The sequence below is a fragment of the Streptomyces sp. NPDC050161 genome, assembly GCF_044460025.1.
Classification (GTDB): Bacteria; Actinomycetota; Actinomycetes; order Streptomycetales; family Streptomycetaceae; genus Streptomyces.
Window position 1 is genome coordinate 140,699 of sequence record NZ_JBITJM010000012.1, and the last position, 16,983, is coordinate 157,681.

Below are 16,983 nucleotides of genomic sequence, written 5' to 3' on the forward strand. Positions count from 1 at the left end.
AGGCAGGACCGCCGCACGGGTCCTCGCCTGCCTCGTCCACCAGAACCGGCTGCCCGCAGGCAGCCGCAGCACCGGCCAACGGCTCGACGCAGCCTGCCGAAAGCCGGCCTCCCACCGGGGCACTCGCCCCTGCCGGCCCTCATCCCTTGCAGACCTCATGCTCGCCATGTACAGGAGTTAGCAGATCGTGGACGCAGTCGAAGCGAACGCCGAGAGCACCGACGCGACCGGAACCGAGCGCCGCCTGCCGGTCACCGAGGCCCAGCGGGGCATCTGGCTCGCCCAGCAGGTGGAGGCGTCCGCGGGTGTCTACAACATCGGCGAGTGCCTCGAACTCCGCGGCGCCCTGGACGTGGACCTGCTGCGCCGGGCGATCCGTACCGCCGTGGCCGAGAGCGAGGCGTTCCGCACCACCGTCCGGGTCGACGGCGAGGAGATCGAGCAGGTCATCGCCGACGAGCCGGAAGCGGACCTGGAGATCGTCGACCTCTCGGCCGGGCCCGACCCGCTGGCGGCGGCCGAGGAGTGGATGCACCAGCACATCTGGGAGAACGACTACCGGGGGCGGAACTGCTCGACGGGCTTCGCCCTGCTGCACGTCGCCCCCGAGCACGCCCTGTTCTTCCTGCACGGCAGCCACCTGGTGATCGACGGCTACGGCGGCGTGCTGGTCGCGCGCCGGATCAGCCAGGTCTACACCGAACTGGCGCAGGACAAGCCGGTGTCCGACGCCTGGTTCGGCCAGGTCGCCGACATCGTGGCGGGCGACGTCGACTACCGCGCGTCGGACGCCTGGGAGCAGGACGCCGCCTTCTGGCACACCCACCTCGCCGACCGCCCCGAGGCCGTGACGCTCTCCGGGCAGCCGTCCCGCCTCGCGCCCCGCACCCGCATCGTCCGCCGGGAGCTGGCGGACGAGGACGCGGCCGGCATCGTGCGCATCGCCGAACAGTTGAAGGTGTCCACCACGACCGTCCTGCTGGCCCATGTCGCCCTGCTGCTGTGGAAGTCGACGGGCCGCTACGACGTGCCCGTCGGGCTTCCGGTGACCGCGCGGGTGGGCGCCGCGTCGAAGCTGACCCCCGGCATGATGTCGAACATCCTGCCGCTGCGGCTGAGCGGACGGCCCGACCAGGACTTCGCGGCGCTGACGGCCGACGTCTCGGCCACCGTCAGGGCGTCGATGAGGCACCAGCACTACCGCTACGAGTGGATGATCCACGACAGCCGCCGGGTCCACGGCAGGCAGGACCCGCTGTTCGGCGTCGGCGTCAACATCATGAACTTCAACTCGGAGCTGCAACTGGGCGACGTGGCGGCCGAGTTCCGGATGGTCAAGACCGGCCCGGTGCACGACGTCACCTTGAACCTCCGGATGGACCCCCGCCACGGCGGCCTCGTCGTCGAGATCGAGGGCGACGCCGAACGCCACGACGACGACGGGCTCAACACTCTGGCCGACCGCCTGGTGACGGTGATGCGGCAGGTGCGCGAGGCGGGCCCCACGGGACGGGTGGGCGACCTCTCGCTGCTCTCCGACGACGAACACCGCCGCGTGGTGACGGAGTTCAACGACACCCGGCACGACGTTCCCGCCCTGACGCTGCCCGCCCTCTTCGCCGAGCAGGCCGCCGCCACCCCGGACGCGCCCGCCGTCGTCTCCGGTGAACAGCGGCTGACCTACCGCGAGTTGGACGCCGCGACGGACACCCTGGCCCGGACCCTGCGCGCACAGGGCGTCGCGCCCGAGCAGTTCGCCGCGCTGTTCCTGCCCAGGTCGCCCGCGCTCGTGGTGGCGGCCCTCGCCGTGTCGAAGGCCGGCGGCGCCTACGTGCCGGTCGACCCCGAATACCCGGTCGAGCGGGTGCGGTACATGCTCGACGACGCGCAGCCGCCGGTGGTCCTCACCACCGAAGAACTCCGCCCGACGGTGGCAGCCGCCCTGGGCGAAGGCGCCCGGCTGCTCGTGCTCGACGAGCAGGGCACGCTGATATCCGGCGCCGAGGCCGCCGCCCCGGCGCCCGCCACCGTGGCCGCCGCGCCCGGCAACCCCGCGTACATGATCTACACATCCGGATCGACCGGGCAGCCGAAGGGCGTGGTCGTCACGCACGCCGCCCTGGTCAACCGCCTGCTGTGGACGCAGTCCGCCTACCGGCTCGACGCGGCCGACCGGGTGCTCCAGAAGACCCCCGCGAGCTTCGACGTCTCGGTGTGGGAGCTGTTCTGGCCGCTGTGCGCCGGTGCGACGCTGGTCCTCGCGGAGCCCGGCGGCCACCGCGACCCCGCCTACCTGGCGTCCGTCATCGCCGGGCAGCGGATCACCGTCCTGCACTTCGTGCCGTCCATGCTCGACCTGTTCGTCCGCGAGGGCCTCGCCCGGTCCTGCGACAGTCTGCGTCTGGTGCTGTGCAGCGGCGAGGAGCTGACCCCGGCGCTGCGCGACGGCCTGCTGGCACAGCTCGACGTCGACCTGCGCAACCTCTACGGACCCACCGAAGCCGCCATCGACGTCAGCGCGTCGGGACGGCTGCGCCCGACGGACCCGGCCGGTCCTGTGCCGATCGGCGGCCCGGTGTGGAACACCCAGCTGTACGTCCTGGACGCGGCGCTGAACCCGGTGCCTGTGGGTGTGGTGGGTGAGCTGTACCTCGCCGGCGCGCAGCTGGCGCGGGGCTACCGCGGCCGGGCCGGGCTGACCGCCTCCCGGTTCGTCGCCAACCCCTTCGACCCCACCGGCGGCCGGATGTACCGCACCGGCGACCAGGTGCGGTGGAACGACCGCGGTGAACTCCTCTACCTGGGCCGCGTCGACGACCAGGTGAAGGTCCGCGGGGTGCGCATCGAGCCAGGCGAGGTCCGGGCGGCCCTGCTCGCCCACGCCGACGTCGCGCAGGCGGCCGTCGTCGTACGGGCGGACGGCGACGGGCAGAACCAGCTGGTGGGCTACGCGATCCTGCACGCCGGGTCGGAGGCCACCGGCGCGGGGCTCCGCGGCGAACTGGCCCGCAGCCTGCCGGGACACCTGGTCCCGGCCCACGTCGTGCTCACCGACGCGCTGCCGCTGACCCCGAACGGCAAGCTCGACCTGCGCGCGCTGCCCGCCCCCACCGCGACCGCGGCCCCCGCGGGACGCGCGCCCCGTGACCCCCGCGAGCGGCTGCTGTGCGAGTTGTTCGCCGAGGTGCTCAAGACCGACCGGGTCGGCATCGACGACTCGTTCTTCGACCTCGGCGGCCACTCCCTCAGCGCCACCCGTCTCACCAGCCGCATCCGTTCCGCACTCGGCCTTGAGGTGCCGGTGCGCGCGGTGTTCGACGCGCCCACCGTCGCCGAGCTGGCCGCCTGGATGGACAGCGACCACCCCGGCACCCGGCGCATCCCGGTGCGGCGCCACGAGCGCCCCGAGCAGGTGCCGCTGTCCTACGCGCAGAGCAGCCTGTGGTTCCTCCACCGGATGGAGGGCCCGTCGCCCACGTACAACATCCCGCTGATCCTGCGCCTGTCGGGCGCCCTCGACCGGGAGGCCCTGCGCGCGGCCTTCCAGGACATCGTCGACCGGCACGAGTCCCTGCGGACGCTCTTCGCCGTGGACGAGGCGGGCCACCCCCACCAGCGGGTACTCGCCCCCGAGCAGGCGCCGGTGCCGTGGTCGGTGCAGCGGACCACGGAAGCGGAGCTGGACGGCCACCTGGAAACGGCCGCCTTCCACCTCTTCGACCTGGCCACCGCGCTCCCGCTGCGGGTGACCCTGTACGAGACGGCCGAGAACGAGCACACCGTACTGATCCTGCTGCACCACATCGCCGCCGACGGCTGGTCCTTCACGCCGCTGGCGAGCGACCTGCTGACGGCGTACTCCAGCCGCGCCGCGGGCGAGCCGCCGCAGTGGGCGCCGCTCCCGGTGCAGTACGCCGACTACGCCCTCTGGCAGCGCGCGCTGCTCGGCGACGAGAAGGACCCGGAAAGCCTCGGCCACCAGCAGCTCGACTACTGGACCCGGCGGCTCGGCGGCCTGCCGGACGTGGTGACCCCGCCCACCGACCGGCCGCGCCCCGACATCGCCTCGCACCGGGGCGACACCCTGGACTTCACCCTCGACGCCGAACTGGTCGCCCGGATCCGGCAGTTGGCCGGCGCCCACGACGCGACGGTGTTCATGGTGCTCCAGGCGAGCCTCGCGGCGCTGCTGACCCGGGTGGGCGCGGGCCACGACATCCCCATCGGCTCCCCCATCGCCGCCCGCACCGACGAGGCGCTCAACGACCTGGTGGGCTGCTTCGTCAACCTGCTCGTCCTGCGCGTCGACACGTCCGGCGCCCCCACCTTCGAGGACCTGCTCACCCAGGTCCGCCGCGACAGCCTGGCCGCCTACGCCCACCAGGACATGCCGTTCGAGCGCATCGTGGAGGCCCTCAGGCCGCAGCGGTCGACCGGCCACCACCCGCTGTTCCAGGTCTCGTTGGCCCTCCAGAACAACGAGTACCCGCGCATCGCGCTGCCCGGCGTGGAGGCCAACGGCCGCCCCATGTACATCGGGGTGTCCCGCTTCGACCTCGCCCTGAGCCTGCTGGAGCAGTACGAGGACGACGGCACACCGGCCGCCATCGCGGGTGTCGCCGAGTTCGCCACCGACCTGTTCGACCGTGCCACCGTCGAGACGCTGATGGCACGGTGGACGCTGCTCCTGGAGCAGTTCGTCGCGGAGCCCGCCCGGCCGATCGGGCAGGCACAGCTGCACTCCGCCGACGACCGTACGGAGCTGCCGGGCGACGCGGCCACCGCAGGCGACGACCGCGGCGCGGTCACCCTGCCGGCGCTCGTCGAGGACCGTGCGGCCCGCTCGCCCGAAGCCGTGGCGCTGGTCGCCGGGGCGGCGGACATCGGCTACCGGGAACTGAACGCCCGCGCCAACCGCCTCGCCCACACGCTCATCGCCCGCGGCATCGGCCCGGAGCACACGGTGGCGATCGCGCTGCCCCGCTCCGCCGACCGGATCGTCACCGTGCTGGCCGTGGCCAAGGCGGGAGCGGCCTTCCTCTCCGTCGACCCGGCGTACCCCGCCGAGCGCATCGCGTACATGCTCGGCGACGCGGGCCCGGCGCTGCTGATCACGCACGCCGCGCTCGCCGCCGACCTGCCGGTCACCCCCGACCAGCTCTTCCTCCTGGACACCGCGGCCCCCGAGTGGGACCGGGCGGACACGGGGAGCGACCACAACCCCACCGACGCCGACCGCGTCCGCCCGCTGCGTCCCGAGCACCCGGCGTACGTCATCTACACCTCGGGCTCCACCGGCACCCCCAAGGGCGTCGTGGTCCCGCACACCGGCATCGCGGGGCTGGTCGCCACCATGGCCGAGCGGTTCGCCATCGACGCCGGGGCACGGGTGCTCCAGTTCGCCTCGCCCAGCTTCGACGCGTCCGTCATGGAACTCCTCATGGCGCTCCCGAACGGCGCGGCGCTCGTCGTGCCGCCGGACGACACCGTCCTCGCCGGTGACACGCTCGCGTCCTTCGTCGCCGAGCAGCGGGTGTCGCTCGCCCTCATCCCGCCGACGCTCCTCGCCGGCGTCAAGCCCGAGGCGCTCAGCGGCCTGCGCACCCTCCTCGTCGGCGGCGAGGCGTGCCCCGCCGAACGCGCGGCCCGGTGGGCCGTGGACCGCCGCATGCTGAACGCGTACGGGCCGACCGAGGCCACCATCTGCGCCACCACCAGCGGCGAGCTGTCCGGCTCCGGCATTCCCCCGATCGGCACCCCGGTGGCGGGCGCCCGCACCTACGTACTCGACGCCGGTCTCCGCCCCGTGCCGGAAGGCGTCGTGGGCGAGCTGTACCTCGCCGGGCCCGGCCTGGCCCGCGGCTACCACGGCATGCCGGGCCTGACCTCCCAGCGGTTCGTGGCCTGCCCGTTCGGCGCCCCGGGCGAGCGGATGTACCGCACCGGAGACCTGGCGCGCTGGAACGCGGACGGCCAGTTGGTCTACGAGGGCCGCGTGGACGGGCAGTTGAAGCTGCGCGGCTTCCGCATCGAGGCCGGCGAGGTCGAGACGGCGCTGCTCGACCAGCCCGGCGTGGACCACGCCGTGGTCATGGTGCGCGAGGACCGCCCCGGCGACGTCCGGCTGGCCGCCTACGTGGTGCCGGGCGGCGAGACGGACGGCCCCGACGCCGCCGACGCGCTGCCCGAGCGCCTGCGCCGTGCGCTCCGGTCCCGCCTGCCCGACTACATGGTGCCGTCGGCCGTGGTGGTGCTCGACACCCTGCCGATGACCGTCAACGGCAAGCTCGACCGCCGCGCCCTGCCGGTGCCCGAAACCCGCGGCGGCGCCCTGTCCCGCGGCCCCCGGACGGTCCGCGAGGAACTCATCGCCGGACTGTTCGCTGAGGTCCTCGGCCTGCCCGCGGTCGGCATCGACGACGACTTCTTCACCCTGGGCGGCCACTCACTCCTGGCCACGCGCCTGGTCAGCCGGGTCCGCTCGGTCCTGGGCGTACAGCTGGGCATCCGGGACATGTTCGCCGCGCCGACGGTGTCGGCGCTGGCCGCCCGGCTGGACGAGACGTCAGGCGTGGCGCGTCCGGCCCTGTCCCGGCAGGACCGCCCCGAGACCGTCCCGGTCTCCTACGCCCAGCGACGCCTCTGGTTCCTCAACCAGTGGGAAGGCCGCTCGGCGACCTACAACATGCCCCTCGCCCTCCGCCTGACGGGCGCACTCGACGGCGAGGCACTGCGCGCCGCCTGGGACGACGTCCTGGCCCGCCACGAATCGCTGCGGACGGTCTTCACCGAGCAGGACGGCGAACCCGTCCAGGTCGTGCTGCCCGTCGACCGGGCAACGTCGGCCGCGCTGACGCAGGAGCGGATCGAAGGCGACGTCGACGCGTGGGTCCGCGAGGTGGCCATGCGCGGCTTCGACCTCTCCGCCGACCTGCCCGTCCGGGTGGTCATCGGCACCGTGTCGGACACCGAGTCGGTCCTGGTGCTCGTGGTGCACCACATCGCGGGCGACGGCTGGTCCGTGGCTCCGCTGGCCCGCGACCTCTCGCAGGCGTACGGGGAGCGCTGCGTCGGACGGATCCCGCAGTGGGACGAACTGCCGGTCCAGTACGTCGACTACACCCTCTGGCAGCGCGGCTTCCTCGGCTCCGCCGACGACTCCCACAGCGTCATCGGCCGCCAGACGGACTTCTGGCGCAAGGCACTCGCCGGCGCCCCGGCCGAACTGGCGCTGCCGTGGGACCGCCCGCGCCCGGCTGAGGCGTCGCACCGCGGCGCCGTGGTCTCCTTCCACATCGGCGAAGACCTGCACCAGGCCGTGAAGGACCTGGCGTCCACCTCCGGCGTCACCGCCTTCATGGTGCTCCAGGCAGCGGTGGCCGTCACCCTTCAGGGCTTCGGCGCCGGCGACGACATCCCGCTCGGCACACCCGTCGCGGGCCGCACCGACGACAAGCTCAACGACCTCGTCGGCTTCTTCGTCAACACCCTCGTCCTGCGCACCGACCTCTCCGGCGCCCCGTCCTTCCGCGACGTGCTGGAACGCGTCAGGGAAGCGGACCTCGCCGCGTACGAGAACCAGGACATCCCCTTCGAAGCCGTCGTGGAAGCCGTCAACCCGGCCCGCTCGACCCGCCACCACCCGCTGTTCCAGGTCATGGTGGACCTCCAGAACAACGCCGGACACCAGCTGTACCTCCCCGGCCTGGAGATCAACGCCGTCCCGACCGGCTGGGACATGGCCAAGTTCGACCTGGAGTTCTCCTTCTCCGAGGCGACGGTGTTCGCCGGCGGCCCCGAGGACGGCGACGGCGGGAGCGGCCTGTCGGCCGACCTGTCCTACGCCGTGGACCTCTTCGACGCCACGACCGCACAGCGCATGGTCCAGGGCCTCGTCCAGGTACTCACCGCGGTGACCGCCACCCCGGACGCACCGGTCACCGGCATCGAGGTCATCACCCCCACCGAACGCACCAACGTACTCACCGAACGCAACGCCACCCAACGGCAGTTGCCCACCACCACACTCCCCGCACTCCTCACCGAACAGGCGGCCCGCACCCCCCAGAACACCGCCGTCGTCTTCGACGGCAGGGAGCTGTCCTACGCGGAACTCGACACCCGCTCCAACCGCCTGGCCCGCCACCTCATCGGCCAGGGCATCGGCCCCGAGGACCGCGTCGCCGTCGCACTCCCCCGCTCCGAGCACCTCATCACCGCCCTGCTCGCCGTCCTGAAGACCGGCGCGGCCTACCTCCCCATCGACCCCGCCTACCCGCACACCCGCATCGCCCACATGCTGAGCGACGCGCACCCCGCCGCCCTCCTCACCGACCAGGAAACCCTGGCCACCCTGCCCGAGACCGCAACTCCCGCCATCACCCCGGCAGTTGACGCTCTCGGGGCGCTCCCGGCCGGCCCCCTCACCGACGCCGACCGTGTCCGCCCGCTGCGTCCCGAGCACCCGGCGTACGTCATCTACACCTCGGGCTCCACCGGCACCCCCAAGGGCACCACCGTCGAGCACCGGGCGGCAGGCAACTTCATCGCGGCCATCAGCCCGGCCTACGGCATCGCCGACGGCACCCGGCTGCTCGGCTTCGCCGCGGTCACCTTCGACGTGTCGGTTTTCGAGATCTTCACCGCGCTCACCTCGGGCGCCACGCTGGTACTCGCCGCCGACGAACAGCGCACCGACGCACTCCGGCTCCAGCAGCTGCTGCGCGACGAAAAGGTGACCGTCGCCGAACTGCCGCCCGCCGTCATGCCGCTGCTGGACCCTGCTCAACTCCCGGCGCTGCGCCTGGTGTCCGTCGGCGGCGAGGCACCGGCCGGGCGCCTGGTCGACGAGTGGGCGACGGCCGAACGGGAATTCTGGAACGGCTACGGCCCCACCGAGGCCGCCGTCGCCGTCACCCTGATGAACTGCCTCCCCCCGGCCGGCGACAGGACCCCGCCGATCGGCCGCCCGGTGGCCAACACCCGGGCGTACGTCCTGGACGGCGCACTGCGCGTGGTCCCCCCGGGCGTGACCGGCGAACTGTACATAGCAGGCGACCAGTTGGCCCGCGGCTACCTCGGACAGCCCGCCCTGACCGCCTCCCGCTTCGTCGCCGACCCGTTCGGTCCGGCAGGCGCCCGCATGTACCGCACCGGAGACCTCGTCCGCTGGAACACGGACGGCGACCTGGTCTACCTCGGACGCGTAGACGACCAGGTCAAAATCCGCGGCTTCCGCATCGAACCCGGCGAGATCGAAGCCGTCCTCACCCAGCACCCCGCCACCGCCCAGGCAGCCGTCATCCCCCGCGAAGACGGCCCCGGCGGCACCCACCTCGTCGCCTACATCACCCCGGCAGAAAACCAGGACACCGCCCGTCTCCCGGCCGAACTCCGCACCCACGCGGCCCAGCACCTGCCGGACTACATGGTCCCGTCGGCGGTGGTGGTGCTGGACACCCTGCCGATGACCCCCAACGGCAAGCTCGACCGCAAGGCGCTGCCCGCCCCGGAATACCCCGGCAGCACGGCGGCACGCACCCCGCGCACCGTCCGCGAGGAACTGCTCGCCGGGCTGTTCGCGGAGGTCCTGGGCCTGCCCGCCGTCGGCATCGACGACGACTTCTTCACCCTGGGCGGCCACTCACTCCTGGCCACCCGCCTGATCAGCCGCATCCGCACCGTCCTCGGCGCGGAACCGGCCATCAGGGACCTGTTCGCCGCACCCACCGTCGCCGCCCTCGCCACCCGCCTCGACGAGACCTCGGGCGTGGTACGTCCCGCCCTGTCCCGGCAGGAACGCCCCGAGACCGTCCCGGTCTCCTACGCCCAGCGGCGCCTCTGGTTCCTCAACCAGTGGGAGGGCCGCTCGTCGACGTACAACATGCCGCTGGCGCTCCGCCTGTCGGGCCCGCTCGACGGCGAGGCGCTGCGCGCCGCCTGGGGCGACGTCCTCGCCCGCCACGAATCGCTGCGGACGGTCTTCACCGAGCAGGACGGCGAACCCGCCCAGGTCGTCATCCCCGTCGCGCAGGCCGCGTCGGCCGTACTGACGGAAGAAGCGGTGCGGGGCGAAACGAGCGACTGGATCAACGGGGTCGTCAAGCGCGGCTTCGACGTGTCGGAGGATCTGCCCGTCCGGGTGGTGCGCGGCATCGTCTCGGAGACCGAGTCGATCCTCGTCATCGCCGTCCACCACATCGCAGGCGACGGCTGGTCCGTGGCCCCCTTGGCCCGCGACCTCTCGCAGGCGTACGAAGACCGCTGCGCCGGACGAGCCCCCCAGTGGGACGAACTCCCGGTCCAGTACATCGACTACACCCTCTGGCAACGCGACTTCCTCGGCACCGCCGACGACCCCGACAGCGTCCTCACCCACCAGACCGACTTCTGGCGCAAGGCCCTCGCCGGCGCACCCACCGAACTGGCACTGCCCTGGGACCGCCCCCGCCCCGCCGATGGCTCCCACCAGGGCGACGTGGTCCCCTTCCGCATCGGCGAAGACCTGCACCACGCCCTCACCGACCTCGCGTCGGCCTGCGGCGTCACCGTCTTCATGGTGCTCCAAGCGGCCGTGGCCGTCACCCTTCAGGGCTTCGGCGCCGGCGACGACATCCCCGTCGGCACCCCCGTCGCGGGCCGCACCGACGACAAGCTGAACGACCTCGTCGGCTTCTTCGTCAACACCCTCGTCATGCGTACCGACCTCACCGGCAGCCCCACCTTCCATGAGGTACTCAGGCGCGTCCGGGAAGCGGACCTCGCCGCGTACGAGAACCAGGACGTCCCCTTCGAGGTGGTCGTCGAGGCGATCAACCCGGCACGCTCGACCAACCACCACCCGCTGTTCCAGGTCATGGTGGACCTCCAGAACAACGCCGATGCCGACCTCCGGATGGCGGATCTGGAGATCACGGAGGAAGCCCTCCGGCTCGACGCCGCCAAGTTCGACCTTCAGTTCTCGCTGACGGAGCGCGAGGGCGAGCAGGGCGGCTGGCTGGCCGGTGACCTCTACTACGCGGTGGACCTCTTCGACGCGACGACCGCGCAGCGCCTGGTCCAGGGCCTGGTCCAGGTACTCACCGCCGTCACCACCACCCCGGAAGCCCCGGTCACGCACATCGACGTGATCACCCCCGCCGAACGCACCGGCCTGCTGGCCGACCGCAACGTGACCGAGCGGCAGCTCCCTGGCGGTTCACTGCCCGGACTCTTCGCCGAGCAGGCGGCCCGCACCCCGCAGAACGTCGCCGTCGTCTTCGAGGAACGGGAGCTGACCTACGCCGAACTCGACGCCCGCTCCAACCGCCTCGCGCACTACCTCATCGGCCAGGGCGTCGGCCCCGAGGACCGCGTCGCCGTCGCACTCCCCCGTTCCGAACAGCTCATCGTCGCCCTGCTCGCCGTCCTGAAGACGGGCGCCGCCTACCTCCCCATCGACCTCGCCTACCCCCAGGCCCGCATCGCCCACATGCTGAGCGACGCACGCCCCGCCACCCTCCTCACCACCACCCACACCACACTCCCCGAGACCTCAACTCCCGTTCTCACACCGTCGGTTGATGCTCTCGAAGCGTTCCCGGCAACCCCCGTCACCGACGCCGACCGCGTCCGCCCGCTGCACCCCGCACACCCCGCCTACGTCATCTACACCTCCGGCTCCACCGGAACCCCCAAGGGCATCACGATGCCGTCCGCGGCGCTGGTGAACCTCCTCCAGTGGCACCACGCGGAGCTGCACCACACCGACGGCGGTCGCACCGCACAGTTCACCGGCATCAGCTTCGACGTGTCCGTGCAGGAGATCCTGAGCGCCCTCCTTTCGGGCAAGGCGCTCTGCATCCCCGACGACGACATCCGCAAGGACGCCGGGGAGTTCGTCGAGTGGCTGGAGAAGACCGAGGTCAATGAGCTGCTGGCGCCGAACCTGATGGTGGAGGCGGTGAGTTCGGCGGCAGCCGAGTACGGCCGCACCCTGCCCGCACTGACGGACGTCATGCAGGCCGGCGAGCGCCTCCAGCTCAACGAACCGGTCCGCGACTTCTTCCGCGAGACGCCGCGACGCCTGCACAACCACTACGGCCCGGCCGAGACGCACGTCGTCACCGCCCACTCGCTGCCGCACTCCGAGTCCGCCTGGCCGACGGACCCGCCGATCGGCCGCCCGGTGGCCAACACCCGGGCGTACGTCCTGGACGGCGCACTGCGCGTGGTCCCCCCGGGCGTAACCGGCGAACTGTACGTGGCCGGAGCCCAGTTGGCCCGCGGGTATCTCGGGCAGCCCGGCCTGACGGCCTCGCGCTTCGTCGCCGACCCCTTCGGCACACCCGGCGCCCGCATGTACCGCACCGGAGACCTCGTCCGCTGGAACACCGACGGCGACCTCGTCTACCTCGGACGCGTCGACGACCAGGTCAAAATCCGCGGCTTCCGCATCGAACCCGGCGAAATCGAAGCCGTCCTGACACAGCACCCCGCCACCGCCCAGGTAGCGGTCATCCCCCGCGAGGACGGCCCCGGCGGCGCCCACCTCGTCGCGTACGTCACCCCGGCCGACGATCAGGAAACCGCCCACCTCGCCGCTGAACTCCGGTCGCACGCAGGCAAGTTCCTCCCCGACTACATGGTCCCGTCCGCGGTAATGGTGCTGGACACCCTCCCGGTCACCCCCAACGGAAAACTCGACCGCCGCGCCCTCCCCGCCCCCGATTACCTCGACACCACGACGGCACGCACCCCGCGCACCGTCCGCGAAGAGATCCTGGCCGGGCTCTTCGCCGAGGTGCTGAAGCTGCCGTCGATCGGTATCGACGACGACTTCTTCGCCATGGGCGGCCACTCGCTCCTGGCCACCCGCCTGATCAGCCGCATCCGCACCGTCCTCGGCGCAGAGCCGGCCATCAGGGACCTGTTCGCCGCCCCGACCGTCGCCGCCCTCGCCACCCGCCTCGACGAGACCTCGGGGGTCGTCCGCCCGGCCCTGTCCCGGCAGATACGCCCCGAGACGGTCCCGGTGTCGTACGCCCAGCGACGCCTCTGGTTCCTCAACCAGTGGGAAGGCCGCTCCGCCACCTACAACCTGCCCATCACCCTGCGCCTGACGGGCCCGCTCGACACCGAAGCGCTGCGCGCCGCCTGGGGCGACGTCCTGGCCCGCCACGAATCGCTGCGGACGGTCTTCACCGAGCAGGACGGCGAACCGGCCCAGGTCGTCCTGCCCGTCGACCGGGCAGCGGCGGCTGCGCTGACACAGGAGCGCATCACCGGCGACGCCGACGCCTGGGCGCGCGACATCGCGGCGCACGGCTTCGACGTCACCACCGACCTGCCCGTCCGGGTGGCACTCGGCACCGTCTCGGACACCGAGTCGATCCTCGTCATCGCCGTCCACCACATCGCCGGCGACGGCTGGTCCGTGGCCCCCTTGGCCCGCGACCTCTCGCAGGCGTACGAAGACCGCTGCGCCGGAAACGCCCCCCAGTGGGACGAACTCCCGGTCCAGTACATCGACTACACCCTCTGGCAGCGCGACTTCCTCGGCTCCGCCGACGACCCCGACAGCGTCCTCACCCACCAGACCGACTTCTGGCGCAAGGCCCTCACCGGCGCACCCACCGAACTGGCACTGCCCTGGGACCGCCCCCGCCCGGCGGAGGCGTCCCACCGCGGCGCCACGATCCCCTTCCACATCGACGAAGACCTGCACCACGCCCTCACCGACCTGGCCGCCCGGCACGGCGTGACGGTGTTCATGGTGCTGCAAGCGGCTCTGGCGGTGACCTTGCAGGGCTTCGGCGCGGGGGACGACATTCCCCTGGGCACCCCCATCGCCGGCCGCACCGACGACAAGCTCAACGACCTCGTCGGCTTCTTCGTCAACACCCTCGTCCTGCGCACCGACCTCTCCGGGACGCCCACCTTCCGTGACGTGCTGGAACGCGTCAGGGAAGCGGACCTCGCGGCGTACGAGAACCAGGACGTCCCCTTCGAAGCCGTCGTCGAGGCGATCAACCCGGCCCGTTCCACCAACCACCACCCGCTGTTCCAGGTCATGGTGGACCTCCAGAACACCGCCGATGCCGACCTCCGGATGGCGGATCTCGACATCAGCGCGGTCCCGACGGACGTGGAGGTGGCCAAGTTCGACCTGCACTTCTCCTTCTCCGATGACCCGGCAGGCACCGACGGCCACAGCGGGATGTCGGCCGACCTGTCCTACGCCGTGGACCTGTTCGACGCCACGACCGCACAGCGCATGGTCCAGGGCCTCGTCCAGGTACTCACCGCGGTGACCGCCACCCCGGACGCACCGGTCACCGGCATCGAGGTCATCACCCCCGCCGAACGCACCGACGTACTCACCGAACGCAACGCCACCGACCGGCAGTTGCCCGCCACAACACTCCCCGCACTCCTCACCGAGCAGGCGGCCCGCACCCCCCAGAACACCGCCGTCGTCTTCGACGGCAGGGAACTGTCCTACGCGGACCTCGACACCCGCTCCAACCGCCTGGCGCACTACCTCATCGGCCAGGGCGTCGGCCCCGAGGACCGCGTCGCCGTCGCACTCCCCCGCTCCGAGCACCTCGTCATCGCCCTGCTCGCCGTCCTGAAGGCAGGCGCCGCCTACCTCCCGATCGACATGTCCCACCCCGAGGCCCGCATCGCCCACATGCTGAGCGACGCACGCCCCGCCGGCCTGCTCACCGACGCCGGAACGCTGGCCACCCTGCCCGAAACGGCCACCCCGGCGTTCCTGCCGACCGCCGATGACCTGGCCCGATTCCCCGCCACCGGCGTCACCGACGCCGACCGCGTCCGCCCCCTGCACCCCGAACACCCCGCCTACACCATCTACACATCCGGCTCCACCGGAACCCCCAAGGGCGCCACCATCGAGCACGCCTCCTTGGTGAACCGCCTGCTGTGGATGCAGGACGCGTACGCGCTGTCCGAGCACGACCGCGTCCTCCAGAAGACACCGGCGACCTTCGACGTCTCCGTCTGGGAGTTCTTCCTGCCCGTGATCACCGGCGCCACCCTCGTGGTCGCCCGGCCGGACGGGCACCGGGATCCGAAGTACCTCGCCGAGCTGATCACCGCCACGTCCGTCACCGTTCTGCACTTCGTCCCGTCGATGCTCGGGGTGTTCCTGGACGAGCCGGACGCCGCACGGTGCGAGAGCATCCGGCTGGTGATCACCAGCGGCGAGGCCCTGTCACCCGACCTCGTGACGCGCGTGGGCGGCACACTCGATGCCCGCCTGCACAACCTCTACGGCCCGACCGAGGCCACCGTTGACGTCACCGCGTCCGAGGCCCTGCCGGCCGAGACCACCGGCCCGGTGCCGATCGGCCGCCCGGTGTGGAACACGCGGGCGTACGTCCTGGACGGCGCGCTGCGCGTAGTACCTCCGGGCGTGACCGGCGAACTGTACATAGCGGGCGAGCAGTTGGCCCGCGGCTACCTCGGGCAGCCCGCTCTGACGGCTTCCCGCTTCGTCGCCGACCCGTTCGGTCCGGCAGGCGCCCGCATGTACCGCACCGGAGACCTCGTCCGCTGGAACACCGACGGCGACCTCGTCTACCTCGGACGCGTCGACGACCAGGTCAAAATCCGCGGCTTCCGCATCGAACCCGGCGAGATCGAAGCGGTCCTCGCACAGCACCCCGCCACCGCCCAGGTAGCGGTCATCCCCCGCGAAGACGGCCCCGGCGGCACCCACCTCGTCGCCTACATCACCCCCACCGACAACCAAGACACCACCCAACTCCCGGCCGAACTCCGCTCGCACGCAGGCCAGTTCCTCCCCGACTACATGGTCCCGTCCGCGGTAATGGTGCTGGACACCCTCCCGGTCACCCCCAACGGAAAACTCGACCGCCGCGCCCTCCCCGCCCCGGAATACCCCGGCGGCGGTGCGACGGCACGCACCCCGCGCACCATCCGCGAAGAACTCATCGCCGGACTGTTCGCGGAGGTCCTGGGCCTGCCCTCCGTCGGCATCGACGACGACTTCTTCACCCTGGGCGGCCACTCACTCCTGGCAACGCGCCTGGTCAGCCGGGTACGTGCGGCGCTCGGCGTGCAGCTGGGGATCCGGGACCTGTTCGCCGCGCCGACCGTCGCCGCGCTCGCGGACAGTCTGGGCGGCGAGGTCGGCGGCGAGTCGCTCGACGTCCTGCTCCCGCTGCGCGCGACCGGCGATGCGCCGCCGCTGTTCTGCGTCCACCCGGGATCGGGCGTGGGCTGGGTCTACTCCGGGCTGCTCCGGCACGTGGAATCGGACCGTCCGCTCTATGCCCTCCAGGCACGGGCGCTGGCAGGACCGGAACGGGAACTCCCGGGGAGCCTGACCGAAATCGCCCGCGATTACGTCGAGCAGATCCGCACGGTCCGGCCGAGCGGCCCGTACCACCTCCTGGGCTGGTCGTTCGGTGGCGTCCTCGCGCACATGATGGCCACCGAACTCCAGGCGCAGGGAGAGGAAGTCGCCTTCCTCGCGGTGCTCGACGCCTCGCCCGACCCCGTCGGCGCGGGCGAAGAGGACATGGCGGTGGATGAATCCCAAATCGTCCGTATGCTCACCGATTACTACGGTTATGACCGGCCCGAATCCGCGCAGGAAACGACCGCCGCCCCCGAGCCCGGAGCGGCGGACGGATACGACGGCGTTCTGCGCATGCTGGAAGGCTTCGAAATGGCCCGGGTGGCCGCGGTGATGAACAACTTCGCGCGCTTGTCGAGCGAAGTGTCCCTGGGTTCGTACACAGGGGATCTGACCCTCTTTGTCGCCACCGGCGGGGATTCCGAACCACTGGCACGGGAGGACCGGTGGGCGCACCACGTGGACGGTGCGCTCGACGTTTACGACATCGATTGTGCGCACGACGACATGATGAAGGGCGGCCCGGTCGACGAGATCGGCCCGGTCGTCGCGCGGAAGCTGATGGATTCACGCGAAGCGTGATGAGAAGGAGATAC

The 16,983-nt window shown here is 71.9% G+C and carries 1 protein-coding gene; it reads left to right on the top strand.

Annotation, left to right across the window (positions count from 1 at the left end):
• The first annotated feature begins 187 nt into the window (after nucleotides 1–187).
• Complete coding sequence (locus tag ACIBK8_RS20930) at nucleotides 188–16,969, top strand: non-ribosomal peptide synthase/polyketide synthase (RefSeq protein WP_399043304.1); 16,782 nt, start codon at nucleotides 188–190, stop codon at nucleotides 16,967–16,969.
• Nucleotides 16,970–16,983 lie beyond the last annotated feature (14 nt).